Source organism: Acinetobacter sp. GW821-FHT09D10 (assembly GCF_059416285.1).
Genome location: NZ_JBWKOW010000006.1, coordinates 61,176 through 81,566, shown reverse-complemented (window position 1 = coordinate 81,566; position 20,391 = coordinate 61,176). Strand labels below are relative to the sequence as shown.

The following is a 20,391-nucleotide window of genomic DNA, read 5'->3' as shown; positions in this document are numbered from 1 at the left end:
AACATCCATAAAATAATGTTACACAAAATAAAAAGCCATTTACTGCTAACCACTTAATATCTCAGCACATATTTCTATTAAAAACAGAATATTAAGTTACCATTTAAACATAGGTAAAGGACTCCAAGGCTTTTGTAAAAAAAGTTTTAATCCTAAATAAACTAGCGTTTTATGGAATCCAGAATTTGGATATTGACTCGTTAACTTTTTAAACTCGCTTCTTGGAATATTTGAACGCAATAAACCTAAAGAAAAATCTGCATAATCAGCTTGTCTAAAATATTCAACCAATGGATATTCTGAACACTTTGTCGTTGTTAATTTATGATGCTCTGTAATCATCAATGTTATTTCTATTTGCCAATCTAATAACCGATGCAAAGTAAGATAACTTAACATCACTTTGACGGATGGCTCTAAATAATCAATTGTTTTACTTGTCCATATCCCAATATCATGAAAAGCAACTGCAATCGCTATTTTACGAATAGTGTCTTCACGACTATCTTGGCTTAATATTAAACAACATGCAGCCACACGTTTACAGTGATTTAAGTATCCTTGATAATCGGCATCAATAATAGTTTGATATTTCTTCAAAATCATCTCAATCAAAATACTACATTGACTAAACGCATCTTGATCAAGTGATAAAATCAAACCTTCTTTAGTGTTCATTCTTTTGTGCTCTTGGGTGAGCTCGATCATAGACTTGTGCCAAATGATCAAAATCAATATGCGTATAAATTTGTGTCGTAGACAAATTACTATGCCCCAACATTTCTTGAACTGAGCGTAAATCACCACTACTTGATAACATGTGGCTAGCAAAACAATGTCTTAATAAATGAGGATGTAAATCCACATTTACACCGGCTCTTTGCGCCTGAAGCTTTACACGTTTTTCAATTTGTCGCGGGGTTAACACGCCACCTCTTTGAGAAATAAAAACAAAAGCATTTTGATCAAAATGACCTTTCCAAATTTTGTAAATTTTTAGCCAATTCAATAGGCTTTCTTTCGCCTTTTTTCCAAACGGTACAATACGGGTTTTATTTCCTTTACCCGTAATACGGACCAGTTGCCGATTAAAATCTATATCTTTAATTGTTAAACCTTGCAGTTCAGCGAGTCGTAAACCACTTGAGTAAAGTAATTCCAACATGGCTTTATCACGTAACCATAGTTGCTGATCAATTGGTTTTTCAGGCATAGGTTGATCTAAAATCTGATTAACCGTTTCTATGTCGATCATACCCGGCAAAGGTCTAGGCTGACGTTTTAGTTTAAAGTCATCTGTAGGGTTAATTTCTAGATATTTTCCTTGTTCAGCCCATTTCATGAACTGGCGAATGGAAGTGAGATGACGCTGCATACTGCTTGAACTTAACTGGTCCTGCTCAACACGCTGGGCCAAATATTCACGTAAATCTGAAGCTTCAACATTTCTTAAATCAATTTGTTTGAGATCACAAAACTCAAGAAAGCTTTTAACATCTCTTTCATAAGCAGTAATCGTGTGCTCAGACTGGTTTTGAATTTTTCTTTCTTTTAACCACATTGAGAGCAGTTGTAATGCAAAATCCAAATTGCTCTCCATTTATTTGCTCATTTTATTTTTTTCAGTGTACCAAAAAGTAGTTGATCAGGAAAATTGAGATCGTACAGCATAATAACTAACTACCTTATATATGTATTACACTTTAGCTCAAGTATTTGTCGGAACCTTGCTGCCATGACCACCATACTCATACCCTATCTACTTGCAATCACCTTACTTACGCTTACCCCTGGTCTAGATACGACTCTAATTATTCGTACCGCTACACTTGAAGGTAAATCTAAAGCATTCCAAGCAGCTGTAGGCATTAGCCTTGGCTGTATTGCATGGGGAATTGTAGCTGCTTGTGGTCTGGGTGCTTTGCTCATGGCTTCTGATTTAGCTTTTAACATATTGAAATGGATGGGGGCCGCTTATCTTGCATGGCTGGGTTTAAATATGATTTTAAAACCGCGTAGTCAACTTGCAGAGATGCAAGGGAGTAATTCAAATATGACTACTTCACAGAATTGGTTCATTAAAGGTTTCTTGGGTAATTTACTTAATCCTAAAGTCGGCATTTTTTATATTTCATTTCTTCCCCAATTTATTCCACCGCAAGCATCGGCTGTTACTTGGGTCATGGGGCTTGTAATGATTCATGTCGTAATTGGAATGTTATGGTCAACTCTGTTAATTTTAGCCATGCAACCACTGTCACGTTATCTAAAGCAACCTAAATTTGTGAAATATATGGACCGTATTACAGGCAGTATTTTTGTGTTGTTTGCTTTGAAATTGGCTTTGAGCAAAAAGTAAACCTAAAAAGCGTGCTGGTACCTAGCACGCTTAATATAACTTAAAGAGTTACTTTAGCTTTTTTAAATAGTCTTTTATTTGGATTGCAACTTCATCTGCATATTTTTCTGCCAACTGATGATCTCCCCCTTGAACAATATGTAATGTTGAACTTTTAAATATCTGATTTAAGTATGTCCCGACTTCAACTGGACTCACTAGATCGTTATCGCCCCAAATTAGTAAAGTTTCGACGTTTATATCTGACAAAAATTCTTCATAGTTGATATTGGTAGTAATAAACCAATCTGGATATTTTAAAAATGCTTGGCGATATGCTTCGCGCCAATCTTGAACATTAAAGCGTTCAAGGCTGATTCCACCGGAAGTTGCAATCAAGACCAGCCCTTTGACCAGTTGAGGTTTTTGTAAAGCTGCGGCAACAGCAAAAATTCCTCCCATAGATTGAGCAATAATTACAGACTCATCATTAATTTGATTAAGAACATAGTTTGTTAAGTCTTTAAAATTTTTGACCTCTACAGATTCTGGTGTATCTCCAAAGCTCGGATAACCAATAATTTTTGTATGATACTGCTGAGGTAGTTTTTCAATTAATGGCTGCCAAAAACTAATACTTCCTGAAGCACCGGGTAAAAAAATTAAATTATTCATATTTCTTATAAAGTAGTTAAATCAAATATTATTGTACATATAAAAGAAAGCCTCTTTTATCAGTTTAGTTGATGAAAAGAGGCTTCTATTTAGGTAACGCTATTAGCCTTGGAAATAACGTAAATCCAAACGCCCATCATATACATGGGTTGTTGGACCAGTCATCCAGACCACATCGCCTTCTTGCCATTCGATTTGTAGCTTACCGCCAGCCAATTCAACTTCTACAGAATTAGCAAGTAAGCCACGGCGCATGCCACTTACCGCAGCAGCACAAGCACCTGTACCACATGCAAGTGTTTCACCTACACCACGTTCAAATACACGAAGGCGCACATGGTTTTCATCAATTACTTGCATAAAACCAGCATTAACACGCTCAGGGAAACGAACATGTGACTCAACTTGTGGACCAATACCAGCGACATCTGCGGTGAGTACATCAGGAACAATAGTTACAGCGTGAGGGTTACCCATATTGACCACATCAATACTAATGTTTTGGTCATTGGCTAACTCAAGCGTATATAAAGCTTCTGGTTTTTCAGCAACAAATGGAATTTCATTTGGTAAAAATTTTGGGTAGCCCATATTCACGCGCACCCAACCATTTTGCCCAAGTTCTGGCTTTACAATACCTGCTTTGGTTTGAACAGTAATATTGGTTTTGCTTGTTAAATGACGTTCATGTACAAACCGCGCAAAACAACGGACACCGTTACCACACTGTTCAACTTCAGAACCATCAGCATTAAAAATACGATATTTAAAATCTGCTTCTGGTAAATCTGGTGGTTCAACAATCAATAGCTGATCAAAACCAATACCAAAATGACGGTCAGCTAAGCGTTGAATTGTTTCTGTGTCTAAATAAGCACGTTGGCTAATCAGATCAACCACCATAAAGTCATTGCCTAAGCCATGCATTTTAGTAAATTCTAATAACATCTCATTTACTCCTCAGGCAATAAACGTTCTTTTTCCCAAAGGGATTCAACTGTTTCACGTTCACGAATCAAATGGGCTTTATCGCCTGATACCATTACTTCAGCGGCACGTCCACGTGTATTGTAATTTGAGCTCATTACAAAACCATAAGCACCAGCACCGAGAACAGCTAACAAGTCATTTTCTTTTAAAGCCAATGAACGATCTTTACCAATGAAGTCACCTGTCTCACAGATTGCACCAACAAGATCCCAAGTTTTTTCTTCAGTGTCTGAACTTGGTACCACAGGCTGTATATCCATCCATGCTTCATATAATGCAGGGCGAATCAAATCGTTCATTGCAGCATCAATAATGGCAAAGTTACGGTGGCTCGTTGGTTTAAGCAAATCAACTTTTGTTAAAAGCACGCCTGCATTTGCACTGATGCTACGGCCCGGCTCCATGTAAACCTTGAGACCTAACTTTTCTAAAGCAGGTTTCATTGAGTTAGCATATTCTTCAACACTTGGCGGTGTTTCATCTTTATAACAAACGCCTAAACCACCACCAATATCAATATGTTTAAGATTGATGCCAAGTTTTTTTAGTTCATCAATCATTAACATGACACGATCTAAAGCATCAACAAATGGCTTAGTCTCAGTTAATTGCGAACCGATGTGGCAGTCAATCCCAATAATTTCAAGGTTAGGTAAAGATGCAGCATATTGATAGGTTTCATAAACGGTATCACTTGGAATACCAAATTTATTTTCTTTAAGACCTGTTGAAATATAAGGATGAGTTTTTGCATCTACATCAGGATTTACACGTAAAGAAATCGGAGCTTTCTTACCCAAACGAGCCGCAACTTTTTGGAGACGGTCTAGTTCTGCATATGACTCTACATTAAAGCAGGCAATACCCACATTTAATGATGTTTCAATATCAGCTTCCGTTTTACCTAAACCCGAAAAAACAATTTTAGATGCATCCCCGCCCGCTTTTAAAACACGTGCAAGTTCCCCACCAGATACAATGTCAAAACCCGCACCAAGTTTTGCCAATACATTAAGAACAGCTAAATTTGAGTTAGATTTCACCGCAAAACAGATTTGATGATCAATAAAGTCAAAAGCACGATCCATATCTAGATAATGTTTTTCAAAAGCTGTTTTTGAATAAACATACAACGGTGTGCCAAATTGCTGCGCAAGCTGCTCCAGAGAACATTGCTCTGCGTGCAATACTCCATTAATGCGGGTGAAACTCATGAATGTGTCCTTATTTCAAAGCTTAAGGTGATGTTGTTTGGGTTGGAGCTGTTGAAGATTCGGCTGACTGTTCAGCCTTTTCATCGTTTTGCACAACTTGTTTTGATTCTTTATTACGATAGAGCAAGTATTTTGCACGTTTGTCATAATTTGGATCAGAAGGTAGTTGTAATACTCCTGACTGACCACAAGCACTAAGCAAAACACTGCTGCTCAATAAACTGATGAGGCAAATGACACGACGCATCTGAGCACCTGATTTAAACAATTCGATGCAGTATACCGTGATCATGCAAGCGGCTAAAGAGTAAACTTAAAGAGAAAAACAATATGCATAAAAAACGCCAGCTTTTCAGCCGGCGTTTAGTCATAACCAAATAAGTTTAATTATTTTTTATTGCGTGGTTTATAGAAGAAGAAATAACCAATGAGCAAGATAATAAACCAGATTGGACTGACTTTAAGCGCTTTAAACGTGTCAGGCTCTAAAGACAACACGTAAATCATACCAACAAAGAAAATAATGGTGATCCAACATGTAAATAAACCACCCGGTAATTTAAATGTTGATTTGGCATGTAACTCAGGACGCGTAGTGTAATAACGGATATAACTCCAGATAATTAACAACCACACACAAATGAACAGAATCGTTGAAAGTGTTGTTGCAAGTGTAAATGCCTCAACGGTATTTGGTACAAAATACTGTAAAGCCGCGCCTAACAATAAACACGCAGCAGAGAAATACAATGCATTTGCAGGTACTGCACGCTTGTTAAGTTTACCAAAAGCTTTAGGTCCTTGGTCTTCACGTGATAGACCAAATAACATACGACTTGTTGAAAACACGCCACTGTTCATTGATGACATCACTGATGACAATACGACTAAGTTCATCAAGATTGCTGCTGCTGCAACACCTGCTTGACTAAACAAATTTACAAATGGACTGATGGCTGGATCAATTCGATTCCATGGTGTTACTGACATTACAATAATTAATGCGAACACATAGAAAATAATGATACGAATTGGAATTGAGTTAATTGCTTTAGGCAAATTACGTTCAGGATCTTTAGTTTCCGCAGCTGTTGTTCCGACTAGTTCTACACCAACGAAAGCAAAAATCGCAATCTGGAAGCCTGCCAAGAAACCATGCACCCCTGTTGGGAAGAAACCACCATTGGCCCAAAGATGAGTAAATGAAGCAACTTCACCGGTAGTAGAGGTAAAGCCCGTAAAGATCATCCATAAACCCACAGCAATTAAAATGATAATTGCAAGGATCTTAATAAGCGCAAACCAAAACTCCAATTCACCAAACAAGCGAACTGTTAACAAGTTCAAGCCCATAATGAATACGATGGCCGCAACACTGATCATGGCCCCTTCGACAGGTGAGAAAGGTAGACCATTATTGAAGAATTGTAAGTAATAGATAATTGCAGAAAGATCGGCAATACCAATGGTGATCCAGCATAGCCAATACGTCCACCCTACAAAATAACCTGCCCATGGGCCGATTAAGTCTGTTGTGAAATCAATAAATGATTTATAGGCCAAATTTGAAAGAAGTAGTTCGCCAAGCGCACGCATGACAAAAAACACCATCACACCAATAATCAGGTAAATGAATAAGATTGATGGACCGGCAAGACTAATTGTTTTGCCTGATCCCATAAACAATCCCGTACCAATTGCACCGCCAATCGCGATCAGCTGTAAATGCCGATTAGAGAGGCTACGATGGAGCTCACCTTGTTCATGAGACTCACTCAGATTTTGATTCGACATCTTATCAATACACTCCAGTAATTTTTTTTAGTCCGTTAGCTAAAATCAAAAAGACGATATCGCACCATTTGCAGGTATCTTTTAAATGTATATTTTTTGACAATTTTTCAGCTAACCGATTTTTATCTGTATTGCTGATGATTTCAAGCTACATACAATTAAATCTGATAATACGCACAAGCCCATAGCAATACAACGCACTTTACGGTCTAAAAACATGACTTGAACTGGTCTGATTTTTAAATTAAAAAGACAACTCGATTTGATTGTTTCTCTCATATTCAATTTCATTTCAGTCCTTCATCTGTTTATTAAAAAACACCCCTGCTCGATCTTAATCTTTTAGATTATTTAACACATGACAAAGACCTGATTTTTACGTTGTTTTAAATTAAGCAAAATGTATTCCACATCAGTCAATTTCTCTATTTCGCTTTTTGCTATACTGTGTTTTTACTGATTATGAAGTTTTTTAGCTGAAGTCGAATATGAGCAAAGTCAAAACTGTTTACCGTTGCGAACAATGTGGTGCTGACCACCTTAAATGGGCAGGTCAATGTTCAGAGTGTGGTGAATGGAATTGTCTTAGTGAAGTTAGAGTTGAACCAACCACTGCGCACCGAGCACGTCCCAAAACTGGGGGCTATGCAGGCCAAGCCGCCAATATTACAACACTCAATAAAGTCTCAGTTTCCCATGAAACCCGCTTACAGACAGGTATTAGCGAATTTGATCGTGTACTTGGTGGAGGCTTAGTTACCGGTTCAGTCGTACTGATCGGCGGTGACCCCGGTATTGGTAAATCAACCATTCTGTTACAAACCGCGACCCACATGGCAAGCGCAAAAAGCTCTGCACTTTATATTACGGGTGAAGAATCTTTATCTCAGGTTGCTCTTCGTGCTCAACGTCTTGATTTGCCTACTGACAAATTAAAAGCCATGGCCGAAACCTGTGTAGAACGAATTTGTGAAGTTTTAGAACAAGAAAAGCCTGCGGTGGCTATTTTAGATTCTATTCAGACCCTTTACACCGAAACACTTCAATCGGCACCAGGTGGTGTTTCTCAAATTCGTGAATCTGCTGCATTACTTACACGCTATGCAAAAAATAGTGGCACGGCGCTATTTCTTGTTGGTCATGTGACCAAAGAAGGTGCACTTGCTGGTCCCCGTGTTTTAGAGCACATGGTGGATTGCGTACTTTACTTTGAAGGTCAATCCGACTCGCGCTATCGAATGATTCGTGCTGTTAAAAACCGTTTTGGTGCGGTCAATGAACTGGGTGTATTTGCCATGACAGATAAAGGGTTACGTGAAGTTGCTAACCCTTCTGCCATTTTCTTGAGTCGTTATGATGAAGCGATCCCCGGTTCAATTGTCATGATTAGCCGTGAAGGGACTCGTCCTCTTTTGGTCGAAGTACAAGCTTTAGTTGACGATGCACAAGGCCAACCACGACGTGTCGCATTAGGTCTTGAACAAAACCGTTTAAACATGCTCCTTGCTGTAATGCATCGTCATGGCGGTGTCCAAACCACGGGACAAGACGTCTATGTCAACATTGTAGGTGGATTAAAAATTACTGAAACAGGTTCCGATTTAGCGGTTTTGTTAGCATGTGCTTCAAGTCTACGTACTAAAGCCCTACCCCAACAACTTGCAGTTTTTGGAGAAGTTGGTCTTTCTGGTGAAATTCGTCCAGTCCCTAATGGTCAGGAGCGCTTAAAAGAAGCGGCTAAACATGGCTTTAAATATGTCATTTTACCAAGAGGGAATGCGCCGCAAAAAGCAATTCCAGGCGTACAAGTCATTGCGGTTGCCCGCCTGCATGAAGCATTGACCGAAGCAATGCAACTTAGTGATGAATTGACATAAAAAAACATACTTTTATAGTTGAAATTTAGTGCAAATACCTTCATAAATACTATTACAATTTAATTTTAAACAGGAATTTCCTATGGAAGTACACCAGCGTGGCTTGATTACCGGTATTTTAATGGCTGCTTTAGCAATTTCGCCTCTTGCTGAAGCTAAACGTGCAGGTGGTGGTAAAAACCACGGTATGGCACGTTCTACTACTTCAAGCCAGTCTTATCAACAACCTCGTCAAGTGACTCCTGCTCAACAACCTACTACTGCGCCTCAAAGATCTGGTCCAGGTGTGGGTTCAATGGTTGCAGCTGGTGTAGCTGGTGCTGCCGTAGGTGCTGTTGCAGCAAATGCTTTAGCTGATGACAAACCGACATCAACTGAACATCAAGCAACTCAAGCTGGAACAGACCAAGCTGCTCAAGCACAAGAAGAGAAAAAAGGTGGTATCCCTGGCTGGATTTGGGTTTTACTTGCAGCAGCTTTAGCCTTTTTTGTATTCCGCAAATTGGGCGCAAAAAAAAAATTAGCGGGTAATAATCCTTACGCACCAAATAACGGCGGTCAAAACCCATTTGGCCGTTCTGCTGCGCCACAAGCAACACCACGTAATGCTGGGGATAATACAAACATCTTTGGTCAGTCTGTGACTGGTGGTGCTGCAACCCAAGCGCCTTTTGGCGGTGTAACAACCAGCAATGGCAACCAACTTCCAGACGGTAGTGAACCAGCGGCGTTCTTGCGTATCGCACGTCAACGTTTTAACCACATCCAATCGATGAATACTGCAAGTAACATTGAAGAAATTCGCCGTTACTTAACACCAGAACTTTATACTTCTATGTATAACGACATCATGGAAAACCAAGATCAAGACGTTGCTGAATTTAGCAATCTTAATGCGATGGTTGTAGACAGTGCGACTGAAAATGGTCAATACGTTGTGAGCGTACGCTTCACAGGTAATGTGAGTGAAGATTTAAACAGCTTGCCACAACCATTTACTGAAATCTGGCACTTTGTTAAACCTGCTGGCTCTCAGCAAGACTGGGTAGTTGCTGGTATTCAACAAGCTTAAATTGAATAAGCTCTAAATAAAAAAAGCCACAATATTGTGGCTTTTTTTATTTGTTAGTTTTTTAAGCAATGTCTGCGGGAAATGTAATGACTTTTTCAATTTTGACCTGATCCATCGCAACCATTAATAGACGGTCTACACCTAAAGCAATTCCTGAACATTCTGGCATATGAGGTAAAGCAGCTAATAGATGTTCATCTAAAGGCATGACATGGAGGTCTTGCTTAGCCCGCTCTGCATTGTCTGCTTCAAAGCGTGAACGCAAAACTTCTGCATCAAGCAATTCGTCATAGGCATTTGCCAGTTCTAAACCTTCAATATAAACCTCAAAACGTGCAGCAACCTCTTCCCCATCTTCATCGAGTTTTACCTTCGCCAAAGATGCCATTTCTGGTGGAAAGTCAGTTAAAAATACAGGCGCATCAAACCCCAAACTTGGTTCAACAAAATGCGAAAACAACAAGTCGATATAAGCTAAACGGTCGTCACCTAAATCAAGGTTTAAGCCCACACGATTTGCCGTATCTTTGAGTTGCTTTAAAGTTGCTTGTAATGGATTAATGTCTAGACGATCTTGAAAGGCATGCTTATAACTTAAAATAAATGGGCGAACTTCTCCAAAACGATGATGCAAACAGCTTTGCAATAAATCAGCAGTTTCATGCATTAAAGCTTTTAGGTCAAAACTCGGGCGGTACCATTCGAGCATCGTAAATTCACTATTGTGTTTACGCCCATGTTCATCATCTCGAAAAACCTTACAAATTTGATAAATCGGCCCACTGCCACTTGCCAATAAACGCTTCATAGCAAACTCAGGTGAAGTCTGTAAATATTGAGTTTGCATTTTGCCATTGATATGACGCAAAGCCTGAACAGAAGCTAAATGCACATCGGTAACACCTGCTTGTGAAACAATCGGTGTTTCAACTTCGATGACATTACGTTCAGCAAAAAACTGGCGAATTTGGGTGTAGAGCTTGGCGCGTGCTTTTAAGGCATCAATTGAACAAGTAGGTTGATAACTTAAACTCATGCCTGCGGCCCCCCATGTGCTGCCCACTCCCGACGTAGCGGATAGTTCTTACGTAATAAATCAAATGCTTTTTGCTCTACTTTGCCGTCTTTAATGCAAGCACGTATGTTGGCATCGTCTTGTGCAATATCATAAATGTGAGTTAATTTTTGCTTTAACACAGCCTTTAAGTCATGACCTGAAAAATAATCTTCGCACGCAGGCAATTGTGTCTCGAAACGCTTATTTATATCGAAACCAAATTTTTGGCAAAACGCTTCGTAAATCATTTGTGTACCGCGGGCCTTCCCTTCAAGGCTATAACCAGCAATATGCGGTGTTGCCAAAGCCAACATATCTATAAGCTCTTCTGATATGACCGGCTCATGCTCAAATACATCCAGCACAACTTTACGCTTTGTCCGCTGAATATCTTCAATTAAAGCCGCTTCTTTAACGACTGGACCACGCGCACTATTAATTAAAATTGTATTAGGTTGAAGTGCTGCAAAAGCTTGCTCATCAAAAAGATGATACGTCGCATGCTCAACATTTTTAGTTAAAGGCACATGAATTGAAATTGCATTTGCTTGTTTCAAAAGCGTTTCTAAGCTTACATTTTCAATTGAATCTAACTGTACATAGGGGTCAAAGCCAATCACACGCCAGCCAAGCAACTGAGCCATATATGCTAAACGTTTACCCACGTTTCCAAGCCCAACAATGCCTAGGGTAAATTTTTCTTGTTGTTCTAAAAGGTTAGCATCTAAATGCAGTAAAGCAGTAATTACATATTCAGCAACTGCTTGGGCATTACAACCTGCCGCATTTGCCCACGTAATTCCTTGTTTTTCTAAAGCTGGAATATCTAAATGATCGGTACCAATTGTGGCACTACCTACATATTTTATTGAAGTGTCTCGAATTAAATTCTCATTAACTGCTGTTACCGAGCGAACCAATAAAGCCTCTGCATCTTTTACATCTGCATGAGTTAAGGTACGCCCTGCATGGTGTTGAATATCGCCAAACTCTGAAAAAAAGTAATCGGTAAATGCCAAATTTTCATCTGCGACGATTTTCATTGTCTGCAACTCATAGCTTATAAAAACGTTATTATCCTTTGAGTTGTAGCAAAGTACAATGTTAATGCTTTTAAATTAGTACTCTATATCTTGAACCTTTAGAACTTATAAACCACCGCTAAAATAGAAATAAGCCATCACAGCCAAAGTTATCCAAACTAGAATAATCAACACAGCAACCAAATAATTTTGAGGACGGCGTTCTTGTTGTTCAAGCCATTCTTCAGCTTGTTGTTCCGCCTCTAAAATGACGTGTTTGGGCGTAAAGCGAACAGCTAACCAAATGAGTATTGGTAAAATTAAAGCCTCATCAAGTAAACCCAAAACAGGAATAAAATCTGGAATTAAATCAATGGGACTAAAAGCATAAGCTACCGCTACAACAGCAATAATTTTTGGTAACAACGGCATTTGCGGGTGCTTCGATGCAAACCACAGCATAATAATTTGTTTTTTTAGATGTTTTGCCCAATCTTTTAGAGACTGCAACCAAGACATTGGGACTCACTCCAACCTACCGAAGTCTGATAATAAAGTATAAAACTCATGCCTAGCTTAAAATTAGAAAAAATAGAAATGTAAATTTCTATCTTTTTGATCATTCTTTTAATGAGAGTTTATTTAATGGTTATTTTAAGGCTTCATACTTCGGTATATAAAACAAAGCCATCACCACGACAAAAACTAGCCAAAGTTAGACCCGATATTTTTGCCAACCGAATAGCCATGCTGGTTGGGGCAGAAATTGAAGCCAATAAACCAATATTGAGCTGAGCGCATTTACGAATTAATTCATAGCTTGCACGACTGGTCATGACAACAAAACCAGAACTTGTATCATAATTTTCTTGGGCTAAATAACCGAGTAATTTGTCTAAAGCATTGTGACGTCCCACATCTTCAAACAAAGCGATAATTTGGCCTTCAACGACCCAAGCTGCTGCATGGGCGCCTCCTGTTAAAGCAGTAATTTCTTGCCGATTCTTTAAATGAGCAATTGCCATCGGAATTTGCTCAAGCCATTCTTTAGAAGGTGTGGTTGTAATTTTAGGAACATCGAGATGAAACTGCTCTAAACTTTCAATACCACATAAACCACAGCCCGTACGCCCAACCATCATTCGTCTACGTTCTTTTAATGTGGCAAATGCTCTAGATGAAATCGTCATTTCGACTTCAATACCTAATTCACTTTGATGCACCTCAATGGCATACAATTCTTTTAAACTCGTTAAAATTCCTTCAGAGAGACTAAAACCTTTAGCAAACAAACTCACATCGGTAGGTGTTGCCATCATCACTGCATGAGAAATACCGTTATATACCAAAGCAATTGGATACTCTTGAACAATATTATCTAAAACACTTTCAGATTCGGTTTTCTTAAACCGCTGTACTTGTAATGTTTCAACCCCATAAGAATGTGGTGTCAAAATAATTTCCTTTATATTGGAATGGCGCTTTTTGGGAGCGCCATCTGTTTCAATTACATTTCTAATATTGCCTTTGATTTAAAGGCTGCTTACTTTTCTATCTGCATCTTCAGGGTCAACTGCTGTTGCCAAATTAAAGTGTTCAGGTGCATCACCGGCATGCAAAATCACAGGAACACTTTTTGAAGCTGGAATCTTTGCGTATTTATCATGACTGCTTAAGGCCACTAAAGGATTGGTTTCCGGATAGTAAGCGGCTAAGCTGCCCCGTGGAATGTTGTAAGGCACAATTCGGAAACTATGCACAATACGTTTAACGCCATCCGAGAAAACACTTTCAATATCGACCCATTGGTTTGCTTCGAAGCCAGCTTCATCAATATCGGCCTGATTCATAAACAATACACGGCGTTGACCAAAGACCCCACGGTAACGGTCATCAAGACCATATAGCGTCGTGTTGTACTGATCGTGAGAACGAGTCGTCATTAAGGTATAAACTTTACTCTCGGTATAGGCAGCAGCATATTGATTTTCTTTATCGCCATAGACTTCATTAAGTGGCGTAATCATAAACTGTGCTTTACCACTTTTTGTATTCCAGATGTGCTGATTGGCTGGATGCTCTAAGTGGAATCCACCCGGTTCATAGACCCGTAAATTAAAGTCATGGAATTCATCAAAAACATCGGCAATTGAATCACGAATACGGTCATAGCTTTCGATGTACCATTTCCATTTAATTTGGCTATCTGGTAACACTGCCTCTGCCATTCTTGCCACAATGTCTGGCTCAGACAAAATATTTTCAGAAATTGGAGTATTACGCCCTGCCGACAAATGAATATTACTCATTGAATCTTCGACTGAAATGGCCTGTGGGCCATGAAGCTGCTCATCAATTTCAGTACGGCCTAAACATGGCAAAATGAGTGCTTCTTTACCGCACACCAAATGACTACGGTTTAACTTGGTTGCGACATGAACAGTTAAATTACACTTTCTAAGTGCTTCTTGGGTATACGGTGTATCAGGGGTGGCAACTGCAAAGTTTCCGCCTAGACCAATAAAGACTTTGACTTCGCCTTCAGCCATCGCTTTAATGGTTTCGACGACACCATGCCCATTTTTTCTAGGGGATTTAATTCCAAACACGCGGTCAATGCTGTCGAGTAATTTAGGGCTAGGGAGTTCATTAATGCCCATAGTTCGGTCGCCTTGTACATTACTATGCCCACGAACTGGACATAGCCCTGCACCCGGTCGGCCAATTTGACCACGTGCCAACAATAAATTCGCTAACATATGTACATTGGCAGTTCCGTGGCGGTGCTGGGTAATTCCCATACCCCAACAAAAAATTGAACGTTCAGAATCTAAAAAGAGTTTGGCTAATTTTTCTAAATGTTCAGCAGACAAACCTGAATGTTTATAGATATCTGCCCATTCAGTTTTTTCAACCTCAGCAATCATTTCATCAAAACCAATGGTATTGACCGCAATAAAGTTTCGGTCAAAAACACTTGGTTTTCCTGAGGCAAGGGCTTTTTTATCCCACTCATTTAAATGCTTTAAAATACCTAACATCAGTGCGTAGTCACCACCAATTTTAGGTTGGAAATAATAACGGCTAATCGGTGTACTGCCATTGGTCATCATTTCAAGTGGTGCTTGTGGGTCTTGGAAACGTTCAAGTCCTCGTTCTTTAATTGGGTTAATCGCAACAATGTTACCGCCACGTTTAGACACTTCACGCAAAGTACCTAACATACGTGGGTGATTGGTTCCAGGATTATGCCCAAAACTAAAAATCGCATCGGCTAAATCAAAGTCTTCTAGGGTGACTGTGCCCTTTCCTAAACCAATCGAATCAAGCAAACCAACACTTGTGGTTTCATGGCACATGTTCGAACAATCTGGAAAGTTATTTGTACCAAAGCTTCGCACAAACAGTTGATATAGAAATGCCGCTTCGTTACTGGCGCGACCAGACGTATAAAATGCCGCTTGGTCTGGATTGTCTAGCGCATGAAGATGTTTAGCAATAATCTGAAAAGCTTCATCCCATGAAATGGGTACATATTTATCAGTTGCTGCATCGTAGCGGACTGGATCGGTTAAACGCCCTAAGTCTTCAAGAAAAAAATCACTTTGTTCAGACAACCAACTGACTGTATGACCTGCAAAATATTCAGGAGTAACTGTTTTACTGGTTGCTTCAAAGGCAACCGCTTTTGCTCCGTTTTCACAGAAATTAAACGCATGAGCATTTTTCTTTTCAGGCCATGCGCAGCCCGGACAATCAAAGCCTGTAGGCTGGTTAATATTGAGTAAGGTAATTGAACCTTTTTTTAAAATATCTTGTCGTTTTAGATTTCGAGCGACACTCAGTAGTGCCCCCCATCCCCCAGCAGGATGAGTGTAGGGTTCAATTCGCGCAAAGCCGTTATTTTCTTGTATATGCTTTTGTTCTTCAGAATTATCCACTTTGTCATCCTCTTATTTCTTTTTACACATTCAACAGATGCAATAAATTCACAACTTCATTATGGTTATATCTACGCTATCTGCTGTCTAGCTTATGGGTAGAGTCCGCTTTTTATGCTATTCCCAATATTTTAAAAGCTGGCTCAATCGTTCTTATAATATGTGCCATATTTTTTATAATTACAATAATTTAGCCAAATCTAAAAAATCATTTAAATTAAATAATAACAATACCTTAACATCAGAAAGATCTATTTTTTACAGATAAAAACATAATTCACTTTATATTTTTCACAAATAGAAATGGTGTGATGAACTGAAATTTACGTCATTTTAAGTAGGTTTTTATTGGTTTAAGCAGTATAAATTAATTGAAAAAAACAGATTTAGAGAACGTATGAAGGTTGTGATTGCGCCAGATTCTTTTAAAGACAGCCTGTCGGCTTTGGGCGTAGCACAGGCAATTGCTCAAGCATGGCAAGAGGTTTTTCCTGAGGCCGAAACAATTCTATGCCCTATGGCAGATGGGGGTGAAGGCACACTTGAAGCAGTGTTAGAAGTCTGCAAAGGTGAATGGCGTGAAAAAACCGTAATTGGACCCTTAGGTAAACCTGTTCAAGCAAAATGGGGATGGTTAGAAACACAAAAAATAGCCATGATTGAAATGGCTCAAGCCAGCGGCATACAGTTAGTGCCACCTTCAGAACGTGATGCCTGCCAAAGCACAACTTTTGGAACAGGCCAACTCATTTTAGATGCTTTAGACGCAGGTGCAAAAGACATTATTTTAACTGTGGGCGGTAGTGCAACCAACGATGGCGGCACAGGACTACTCAGTGCTTTGGGCGCAGTTTTGCTCGATACCAACCAAAATGTTTTACCCCTAGGCGGTCTCGCTCTAAGTAACCTGTCAAAAATTGATTTAGCCCATTTCGACTCGCGTATTCAACAAACACGTTTTTTATTGGCTGCCGATGTGACAAATCCACTCTGTGGCCCAAACGGTGCATCCTATATTTTTGGTCCACAAAAAGGTGCTACCCCTGCTCAAGTACAGTTACTTGATGAAGCCCTTGCTCATTTTGCCGATGTCTCTGCCCAACTTCTAGGTTTCGATAAAAGAGATGAAGCGGGTTCGGGCGCTGCGGGTGGTTTAGGCTTTGCAGCCAAAAGTTATTTAAATGCTGAGTTTAAGGCTGGGGTTGAAGTCGTAGCTGAGCTCAATCAGCTTGCTCATAAAATCTCTAGCGCAGATTGGGTGATTACAGGTGAAGGCAAATTTGACCGACAGACTTTAAATGGCAAAACAGTTTTTGGTGTGAGTCGAGTCGCGAAAATGCAAAATATACCTGTTATTGTGATTGCAGGAACTTTAGGCGAAGGCTACCAAGCGCTTTATGAACATGGCGTTACGGCTGCTTTTTCACTGACAAATGGTCCAATCACATTAGAACAAGCCTGCCAACATGCATCAGAACTCATTTTCGATAGAACAATTGATATTGCTAGATTAATTAAGTTTAATCTGAAGCAACCATAACAATTTACCCAGTAATCTTTAAAACGGTTAAACCAACAAATAGGAATGTCTTATGAACGTTATTGATGCTATTCAGAAACGTCGTGCTATTAAGCGCTTCGACCCTTCATTTCAACTCTCTGAAGAAAATAAACAACAGTTATTACATGAAGTTTTAGCAAATGCACCAAGTGCATTTAATTTGCAGCACTGGCGCCCTGTTGTAATTGAAGATGCTGAACTAAGACAAAAAATTCGTACTATTGCGTGGGACCAACCACAAGTGACTGAAGCATCCTTACTCATTGTTTTATGCGCAAAAGTAAGCTCGTGGGAAACTGATGCTAAACGTGTGTGGGATGGGGCTGCTCCGGAAGTTCAAAATATTATGGTTGGTGCAATTGATCAATATTATCGTGACCGCCCACAAACTCAACGTGACGAAGTTATGCGTAGTGCGGGTATTTTTGCTCAGACCTTAATGCTTCTTGCTCAAGAGCATGGTTTAGACAGTTGCCCTATGGATGGTTTTGACTTTGATGCGATGGCGAAGCTCATTAACTTACCTGAAGATCATGTGGTGTGTTTAATGATTGCCGTTGGTAAATCAGCGACTCAACCTTACCCACGTGTGGGCAAACTTCCTTTTGATGATGTCATTATTCAAAATACATTCTAAGTTTTTAGTCAGATTTTAGGCTTCCATACTATTTCTTAATTTTATTATGAATAGTTGGAAGCCTTTAATTTTGTATCATGATAAAGCTGATTTTGAGTCCTATTTAAACTGGATTAGAAAATAATCTAATAATTTTTCCCTTTCCCCTGCCTTATTTGGGTCTAAAAGTTGAACCATTGCCCCATCAATCACAAACAAGAACATATGCGCATCTTGTTTTGAAGCATTTTCATTGGTTGTTAAAAGTAAATTATAGATTTCATTAATGAACCACTTTCGATATTCAACGACCACCTGATACGCTTTGGGATGTGTTTTTGAAATCTCAAAAATAGCTTTGAAAGGCAAATGATAGAGTCCATCTAAGTCGGCATGTAAAAAGTAAATTTTACGAAGCTTTTCAAGCAGGGTTAAGTCTTTTTGAACATAGATGATTGAAATGACCTCTTGTTTAAGCCCATCTTTTTGAAAGGTTAAACTCATTTCAATAAGACGTTCTTTTGAGTGAAAATAGTTATAAAAAGTTGCTTTAGGCGTTTTCGAAGATTCAATAATGCGGTCCACCCCGACTTTGTGAAAACCGTATTTATTAAAAAGAAATCGGGAGGTATGAAGCACACTTAAAGCACGAAATGGGAGATCTGAATGTGGCATAGTTTTACCGTTATAAATTAAATTTTTGTTGTATATAAATGAGATACTTTTTTAAGCAAATAAAAGGCATAGCAAAGCCGTAAAGACTGTGCTTAGCACATCTCAAGTTTTATTGTTGATTAAGTTTTTAGACGAAGCGATTTAAAGTCTGAAAAGCCTAGTGGCAATCAAACTGCTTTAAACGTTTAAGTCGTGTCGTTATAGCTTGTGGCAATGGCTGCCAAGAAATAATGGATGTGCAAAGCCAACTCCTTTTTATTGGGAGTTCTGCCAGACATTTATAGAATTATGGTGGCAGAACGAGAAAGGGTTCGCAGACTAGTATTATCTCAAACTAGCACACCCGAAGGTGTCCCTCTCCCGTCCTACCGCTACGGGAGGGAACGAGTGGTACACCACACAAGACTATTCCTCAGAAGGAATAATTCTGATGCGGGAGATAATATGCGGTCTGCGACAACCGACTGGCAATGTAGGCCAGCAGGCAAAGGATAGTGCTCTGCCCTTTTTCAGTCAAGTACACAAAATGACATTTGTTTTAAATTAGATCATTAAAAAGTAAGGATAAATAATGAGTGAGTTATTGTTAAAGTGGGGTTTTAAAGAGGGAGATAATTGGCTTGGAAGGCTGTTTTTAAGCTAGAAAGATTTCGTATAAGAGGTATTATGTTGATTTTAGGAAAATTAAACAAATAATAGTATTAACTAACTATTTCAATATCCTTTGAATTTTGTTTTTTAAATTGATCATCCCATGTAATCCTAACAGTAAACTTACTTGGAAAGTCCATCCCTCTTGAATAGGAAAGCTTTCCTAAATGACCTGAAACAATATTCATAGGAAAAATTTCATCAATATCCCAAAAACATCCAATATAGGCACTATCAATTAAAACTTCTAAATAAACGTTTTCAGCAGTAGCCTTGCCAGCATTAGTTATTATCACCTGATAATTTCCTTTAGCCCCTGTTTTGTATGCTCGAATGTCAGCCTTATTTTGTTCATTAGAGTAGTCTTTTTCTTTAGTGATCAAAAGGCTATTAATTTCAACCTGTTGTTCTAGAATCTTCTTGTTAAGCTTTTTAAAAGAGAAAAAGCTATATATTGAAAATACTATTGATATACCTGCAAAAATAGCCGAAATTCCAGCTATTGTAATTTCCCAATTTATATCCATTAATTACTTATTTCCATCCTTTACCTTTGAATATCTTTTTCATTTCTTTAGCTAAATCCTTGGCTAGCTGATTAGTATCTATTTTGTCTGCAACCTGATTTTGTTCAATTAGCTCATCTTTATGAAGCTTTAAATTACAAGTGCCACATGTAACTATTTTGTTTTCATCAATAGAAAAAAGAGTATTCTCACAATTAGGACAAAGTAAAGTAATCTGTTGATCTGGAATATTGATTTTCATACTTATAAAACCCTGAATTAAATAATAAATTTATAAAATATATCACAAAAAAACAAGAGCAAAATACAAGCAATACGACACTAAGTGTCGTACACAATATACTCATTCAACATAATATAAAATTTAAAAATAAAACTTTT

20 protein-coding genes are annotated in these 20,391 nt (G+C 38.7%); 5 read left to right on the top strand and 15 right to left on the bottom strand.

The window, feature by feature from the left end; translation table 11 throughout:
* Positions 1 to 96: 96 nt before the first annotated feature.
* Positions 97 to 678: a phosphohydrolase gene (locus tag AC07M3_RS13915; protein ID WP_494567576.1), complete on the bottom strand. Its 582-nt coding sequence runs from the start codon at positions 676 to 678 to the stop codon at positions 97 to 99.
* A complete protein-coding gene (xerA, locus tag AC07M3_RS13910; RefSeq protein ID WP_080595434.1) occupies positions 668 to 1,561 on the bottom strand; it encodes a site-specific tyrosine recombinase/integron integrase in 894 nt (297 codons plus the stop codon). Before xerA ends, AC07M3_RS13915 begins: the two co-directional genes overlap by 11 nt.
* A gap of 174 nt (positions 1,562 to 1,735) precedes the next feature.
* Here xerA and AC07M3_RS13905 point away from each other — a divergent pair, with 174 nt between their 5' ends.
* A complete protein-coding gene (locus tag AC07M3_RS13905; RefSeq protein WP_494567575.1) occupies positions 1,736 to 2,359 on the top strand; it encodes a LysE family translocator in 624 nt (207 codons plus the stop codon).
* Positions 2,360 to 2,407: 48 nt separating this feature from the next.
* On the opposite strand, the gene AC07M3_RS13900 is transcribed toward AC07M3_RS13905, so the two are convergent.
* The 5 genes from AC07M3_RS13900 to AC07M3_RS13880 form a co-directional block, all read right to left on the bottom strand.
* Positions 2,408 to 3,013, bottom strand: coding sequence for an alpha/beta fold hydrolase (locus tag AC07M3_RS13900; protein ID WP_494567574.1), 606 nt, complete (start codon positions 3,011 to 3,013; stop codon positions 2,408 to 2,410).
* 102 nt (positions 3,014 to 3,115) lie between these two features.
* Complete coding sequence (dapF, locus tag AC07M3_RS13895) at positions 3,116 to 3,961, bottom strand: diaminopimelate epimerase (RefSeq protein ID WP_494567573.1); 846 nt, start codon at positions 3,959 to 3,961, stop codon at positions 3,116 to 3,118.
* 5 nt (positions 3,962 to 3,966) lie between these two features.
* A complete protein-coding gene (lysA, locus tag AC07M3_RS13890; RefSeq protein ID WP_092709527.1) occupies positions 3,967 to 5,217 on the bottom strand; it encodes a diaminopimelate decarboxylase in 1,251 nt (416 codons plus the stop codon).
* 22 nt (positions 5,218 to 5,239) lie between these two features.
* On the bottom strand, positions 5,240 to 5,464 hold the full coding sequence (gene lptM, locus AC07M3_RS13885; protein WP_307011327.1) for an LPS translocon maturation chaperone LptM: 225 nt from the start codon (positions 5,462 to 5,464) through the stop codon (positions 5,240 to 5,242).
* 140 nt (positions 5,465 to 5,604) lie between these two features.
* Positions 5,605 to 7,011 carry an amino acid permease gene (locus AC07M3_RS13880; protein ID WP_004643801.1) on the bottom strand — a complete coding sequence of 469 codons (1,407 nt, stop codon included), beginning with the start codon at positions 7,009 to 7,011 and terminating at the stop codon, positions 5,605 to 5,607.
* A 488-nt stretch (positions 7,012 to 7,499) separates the two neighbouring features.
* On the opposite strand from AC07M3_RS13880, the gene radA reads away from it, so the two are divergent.
* Together radA and AC07M3_RS13870 are read left to right on the top strand one after the other, a co-directional pair.
* Positions 7,500 to 8,888, top strand: a complete 1,389-nt coding sequence (gene radA, locus AC07M3_RS13875; RefSeq protein ID WP_092709518.1) for a DNA repair protein RadA — start codon at positions 7,500 to 7,502, stop codon at positions 8,886 to 8,888.
* An 82-nt stretch (positions 8,889 to 8,970) separates the two neighbouring features.
* Positions 8,971 to 9,960, top strand: coding sequence for a Tim44 domain-containing protein (locus AC07M3_RS13870; RefSeq protein ID WP_494567572.1), 990 nt, complete (start codon positions 8,971 to 8,973; stop codon positions 9,958 to 9,960).
* A gap of 61 nt (positions 9,961 to 10,021) precedes the next feature.
* On the opposite strand, the gene epmA is transcribed toward AC07M3_RS13870, so the two are convergent.
* From epmA to AC07M3_RS13845, 5 genes are all read right to left on the bottom strand, one after another.
* Positions 10,022 to 10,996, bottom strand: coding sequence for an EF-P lysine aminoacylase EpmA (gene epmA / locus AC07M3_RS13865; RefSeq protein ID WP_494567571.1), 975 nt, complete (start codon positions 10,994 to 10,996; stop codon positions 10,022 to 10,024).
* Positions 10,993 to 12,060: a 4-phosphoerythronate dehydrogenase gene (locus tag AC07M3_RS13860; RefSeq protein ID WP_494567570.1), complete on the bottom strand. Its 1,068-nt coding sequence runs from the start codon at positions 12,058 to 12,060 to the stop codon at positions 10,993 to 10,995. The genes epmA and AC07M3_RS13860 overlap by 4 nt, the downstream gene beginning before the upstream one ends.
* A 105-nt stretch (positions 12,061 to 12,165) precedes the next feature.
* On the bottom strand, positions 12,166 to 12,558 hold the full coding sequence (locus AC07M3_RS13855; RefSeq protein WP_494567569.1) for a YkvA family protein: 393 nt from the start codon (positions 12,556 to 12,558) through the stop codon (positions 12,166 to 12,168).
* Positions 12,559 to 12,701: 143 nt separating this feature from the next.
* Positions 12,702 to 13,493 carry a formate dehydrogenase accessory sulfurtransferase FdhD gene (gene fdhD, locus AC07M3_RS13850; RefSeq protein ID WP_494567568.1) on the bottom strand — a complete coding sequence of 264 codons (792 nt, stop codon included), beginning with the start codon at positions 13,491 to 13,493 and terminating at the stop codon, positions 12,702 to 12,704.
* Between the two features lie 78 nt (positions 13,494 to 13,571).
* On the bottom strand, positions 13,572 to 15,980 hold the full coding sequence (locus AC07M3_RS13845) for an FdhF/YdeP family oxidoreductase (RefSeq protein ID WP_494567567.1): 2,409 nt from the start codon (positions 15,978 to 15,980) through the stop codon (positions 13,572 to 13,574).
* Between the two features lie 397 nt (positions 15,981 to 16,377).
* Between AC07M3_RS13845 and AC07M3_RS13840 the strand changes: the two genes are divergently transcribed.
* Complete coding sequence (locus tag AC07M3_RS13840; RefSeq protein WP_494567566.1) at positions 16,378 to 17,520, top strand: glycerate kinase; 1,143 nt, start codon at positions 16,378 to 16,380, stop codon at positions 17,518 to 17,520.
* Positions 17,521 to 17,572: 52 nt separating this feature from the next.
* Positions 17,573 to 18,178 (top strand): nitroreductase family protein, encoded by a 606-nt coding sequence (locus tag AC07M3_RS13835; RefSeq protein WP_199991337.1) that lies wholly within the window; start codon positions 17,573 to 17,575, stop codon positions 18,176 to 18,178.
* Positions 18,179 to 18,277: 99 nt separating this feature from the next.
* On the opposite strand, the gene AC07M3_RS13830 is transcribed toward AC07M3_RS13835, so the two are convergent.
* From AC07M3_RS13830 to AC07M3_RS13820, 3 genes are all read right to left on the bottom strand, one after another.
* A complete protein-coding gene (locus AC07M3_RS13830; RefSeq protein ID WP_494567565.1) occupies positions 18,278 to 18,832 on the bottom strand; it encodes a TetR/AcrR family transcriptional regulator in 555 nt (184 codons plus the stop codon).
* Between the two features lie 701 nt (positions 18,833 to 19,533).
* Complete coding sequence (locus AC07M3_RS13825; protein ID WP_494567564.1) at positions 19,534 to 20,010, bottom strand: hypothetical protein; 477 nt, start codon at positions 20,008 to 20,010, stop codon at positions 19,534 to 19,536.
* A gap of 7 nt (positions 20,011 to 20,017) precedes the next feature.
* Complete coding sequence (locus AC07M3_RS13820) at positions 20,018 to 20,251, bottom strand: ECs_2282 family putative zinc-binding protein (RefSeq protein WP_494567563.1); 234 nt, start codon at positions 20,249 to 20,251, stop codon at positions 20,018 to 20,020.
* Between the last annotated feature and the right edge of the window lie 140 nt (positions 20,252 to 20,391).

Coding starts and splice junctions, on each gene's coding strand:
- AC07M3_RS13825 (WP_494567564.1), bottom strand. CDS start 20,010: ATGGATATAAATTGGGAAATTACAATAGCTGGAATTTCGGCTATTTTT.
- AC07M3_RS13860 (WP_494567570.1), bottom strand. CDS start 12,060: ATGAAAATCGTCGCAGATGAAAATTTGGCATTTACCGATTACTTTTTT.
- radA (WP_092709518.1), top strand. CDS start 7,500: ATGAGCAAAGTCAAAACTGTTTACCGTTGCGAACAATGTGGTGCTGAC.
- lysA (WP_092709527.1), bottom strand. CDS start 5,217: ATGAGTTTCACCCGCATTAATGGAGTATTGCACGCAGAGCAATGTTCT.
- AC07M3_RS13905 (WP_494567575.1), top strand. CDS start 1,736: ATGACCACCATACTCATACCCTATCTACTTGCAATCACCTTACTTACG.
- AC07M3_RS13830 (WP_494567565.1), bottom strand. CDS start 18,832: ATGCCACATTCAGATCTCCCATTTCGTGCTTTAAGTGTGCTTCATACC.
- xerA (WP_080595434.1), bottom strand. CDS start 1,561: ATGTGGTTAAAAGAAAGAAAAATTCAAAACCAGTCTGAGCACACGATT.
- AC07M3_RS13870 (WP_494567572.1), top strand. CDS start 8,971: ATGGAAGTACACCAGCGTGGCTTGATTACCGGTATTTTAATGGCTGCT.
- AC07M3_RS13880 (WP_004643801.1), bottom strand. CDS start 7,011: ATGTCGAATCAAAATCTGAGTGAGTCTCATGAACAAGGTGAGCTCCAT.
- AC07M3_RS13835 (WP_199991337.1), top strand. CDS start 17,573: ATGAACGTTATTGATGCTATTCAGAAACGTCGTGCTATTAAGCGCTTC.
- AC07M3_RS13820 (WP_494567563.1), bottom strand. CDS start 20,251: ATGAAAATCAATATTCCAGATCAACAGATTACTTTACTTTGTCCTAAT.
- AC07M3_RS13855 (WP_494567569.1), bottom strand. CDS start 12,558: ATGTCTTGGTTGCAGTCTCTAAAAGATTGGGCAAAACATCTAAAAAAA.
- AC07M3_RS13915 (WP_494567576.1), bottom strand. CDS start 678: ATGAACACTAAAGAAGGTTTGATTTTATCACTTGATCAAGATGCGTTT.
- epmA (WP_494567571.1), bottom strand. CDS start 10,996: ATGAGTTTAAGTTATCAACCTACTTGTTCAATTGATGCCTTAAAAGCA.
- AC07M3_RS13900 (WP_494567574.1), bottom strand. CDS start 3,013: ATGAATAATTTAATTTTTTTACCCGGTGCTTCAGGAAGTATTAGTTTT.
- AC07M3_RS13840 (WP_494567566.1), top strand. CDS start 16,378: ATGAAGGTTGTGATTGCGCCAGATTCTTTTAAAGACAGCCTGTCGGCT.
- dapF (WP_494567573.1), bottom strand. CDS start 3,961: ATGTTATTAGAATTTACTAAAATGCATGGCTTAGGCAATGACTTTATG.
- lptM (WP_307011327.1), bottom strand. CDS start 5,464: ATGCGTCGTGTCATTTGCCTCATCAGTTTATTGAGCAGCAGTGTTTTG.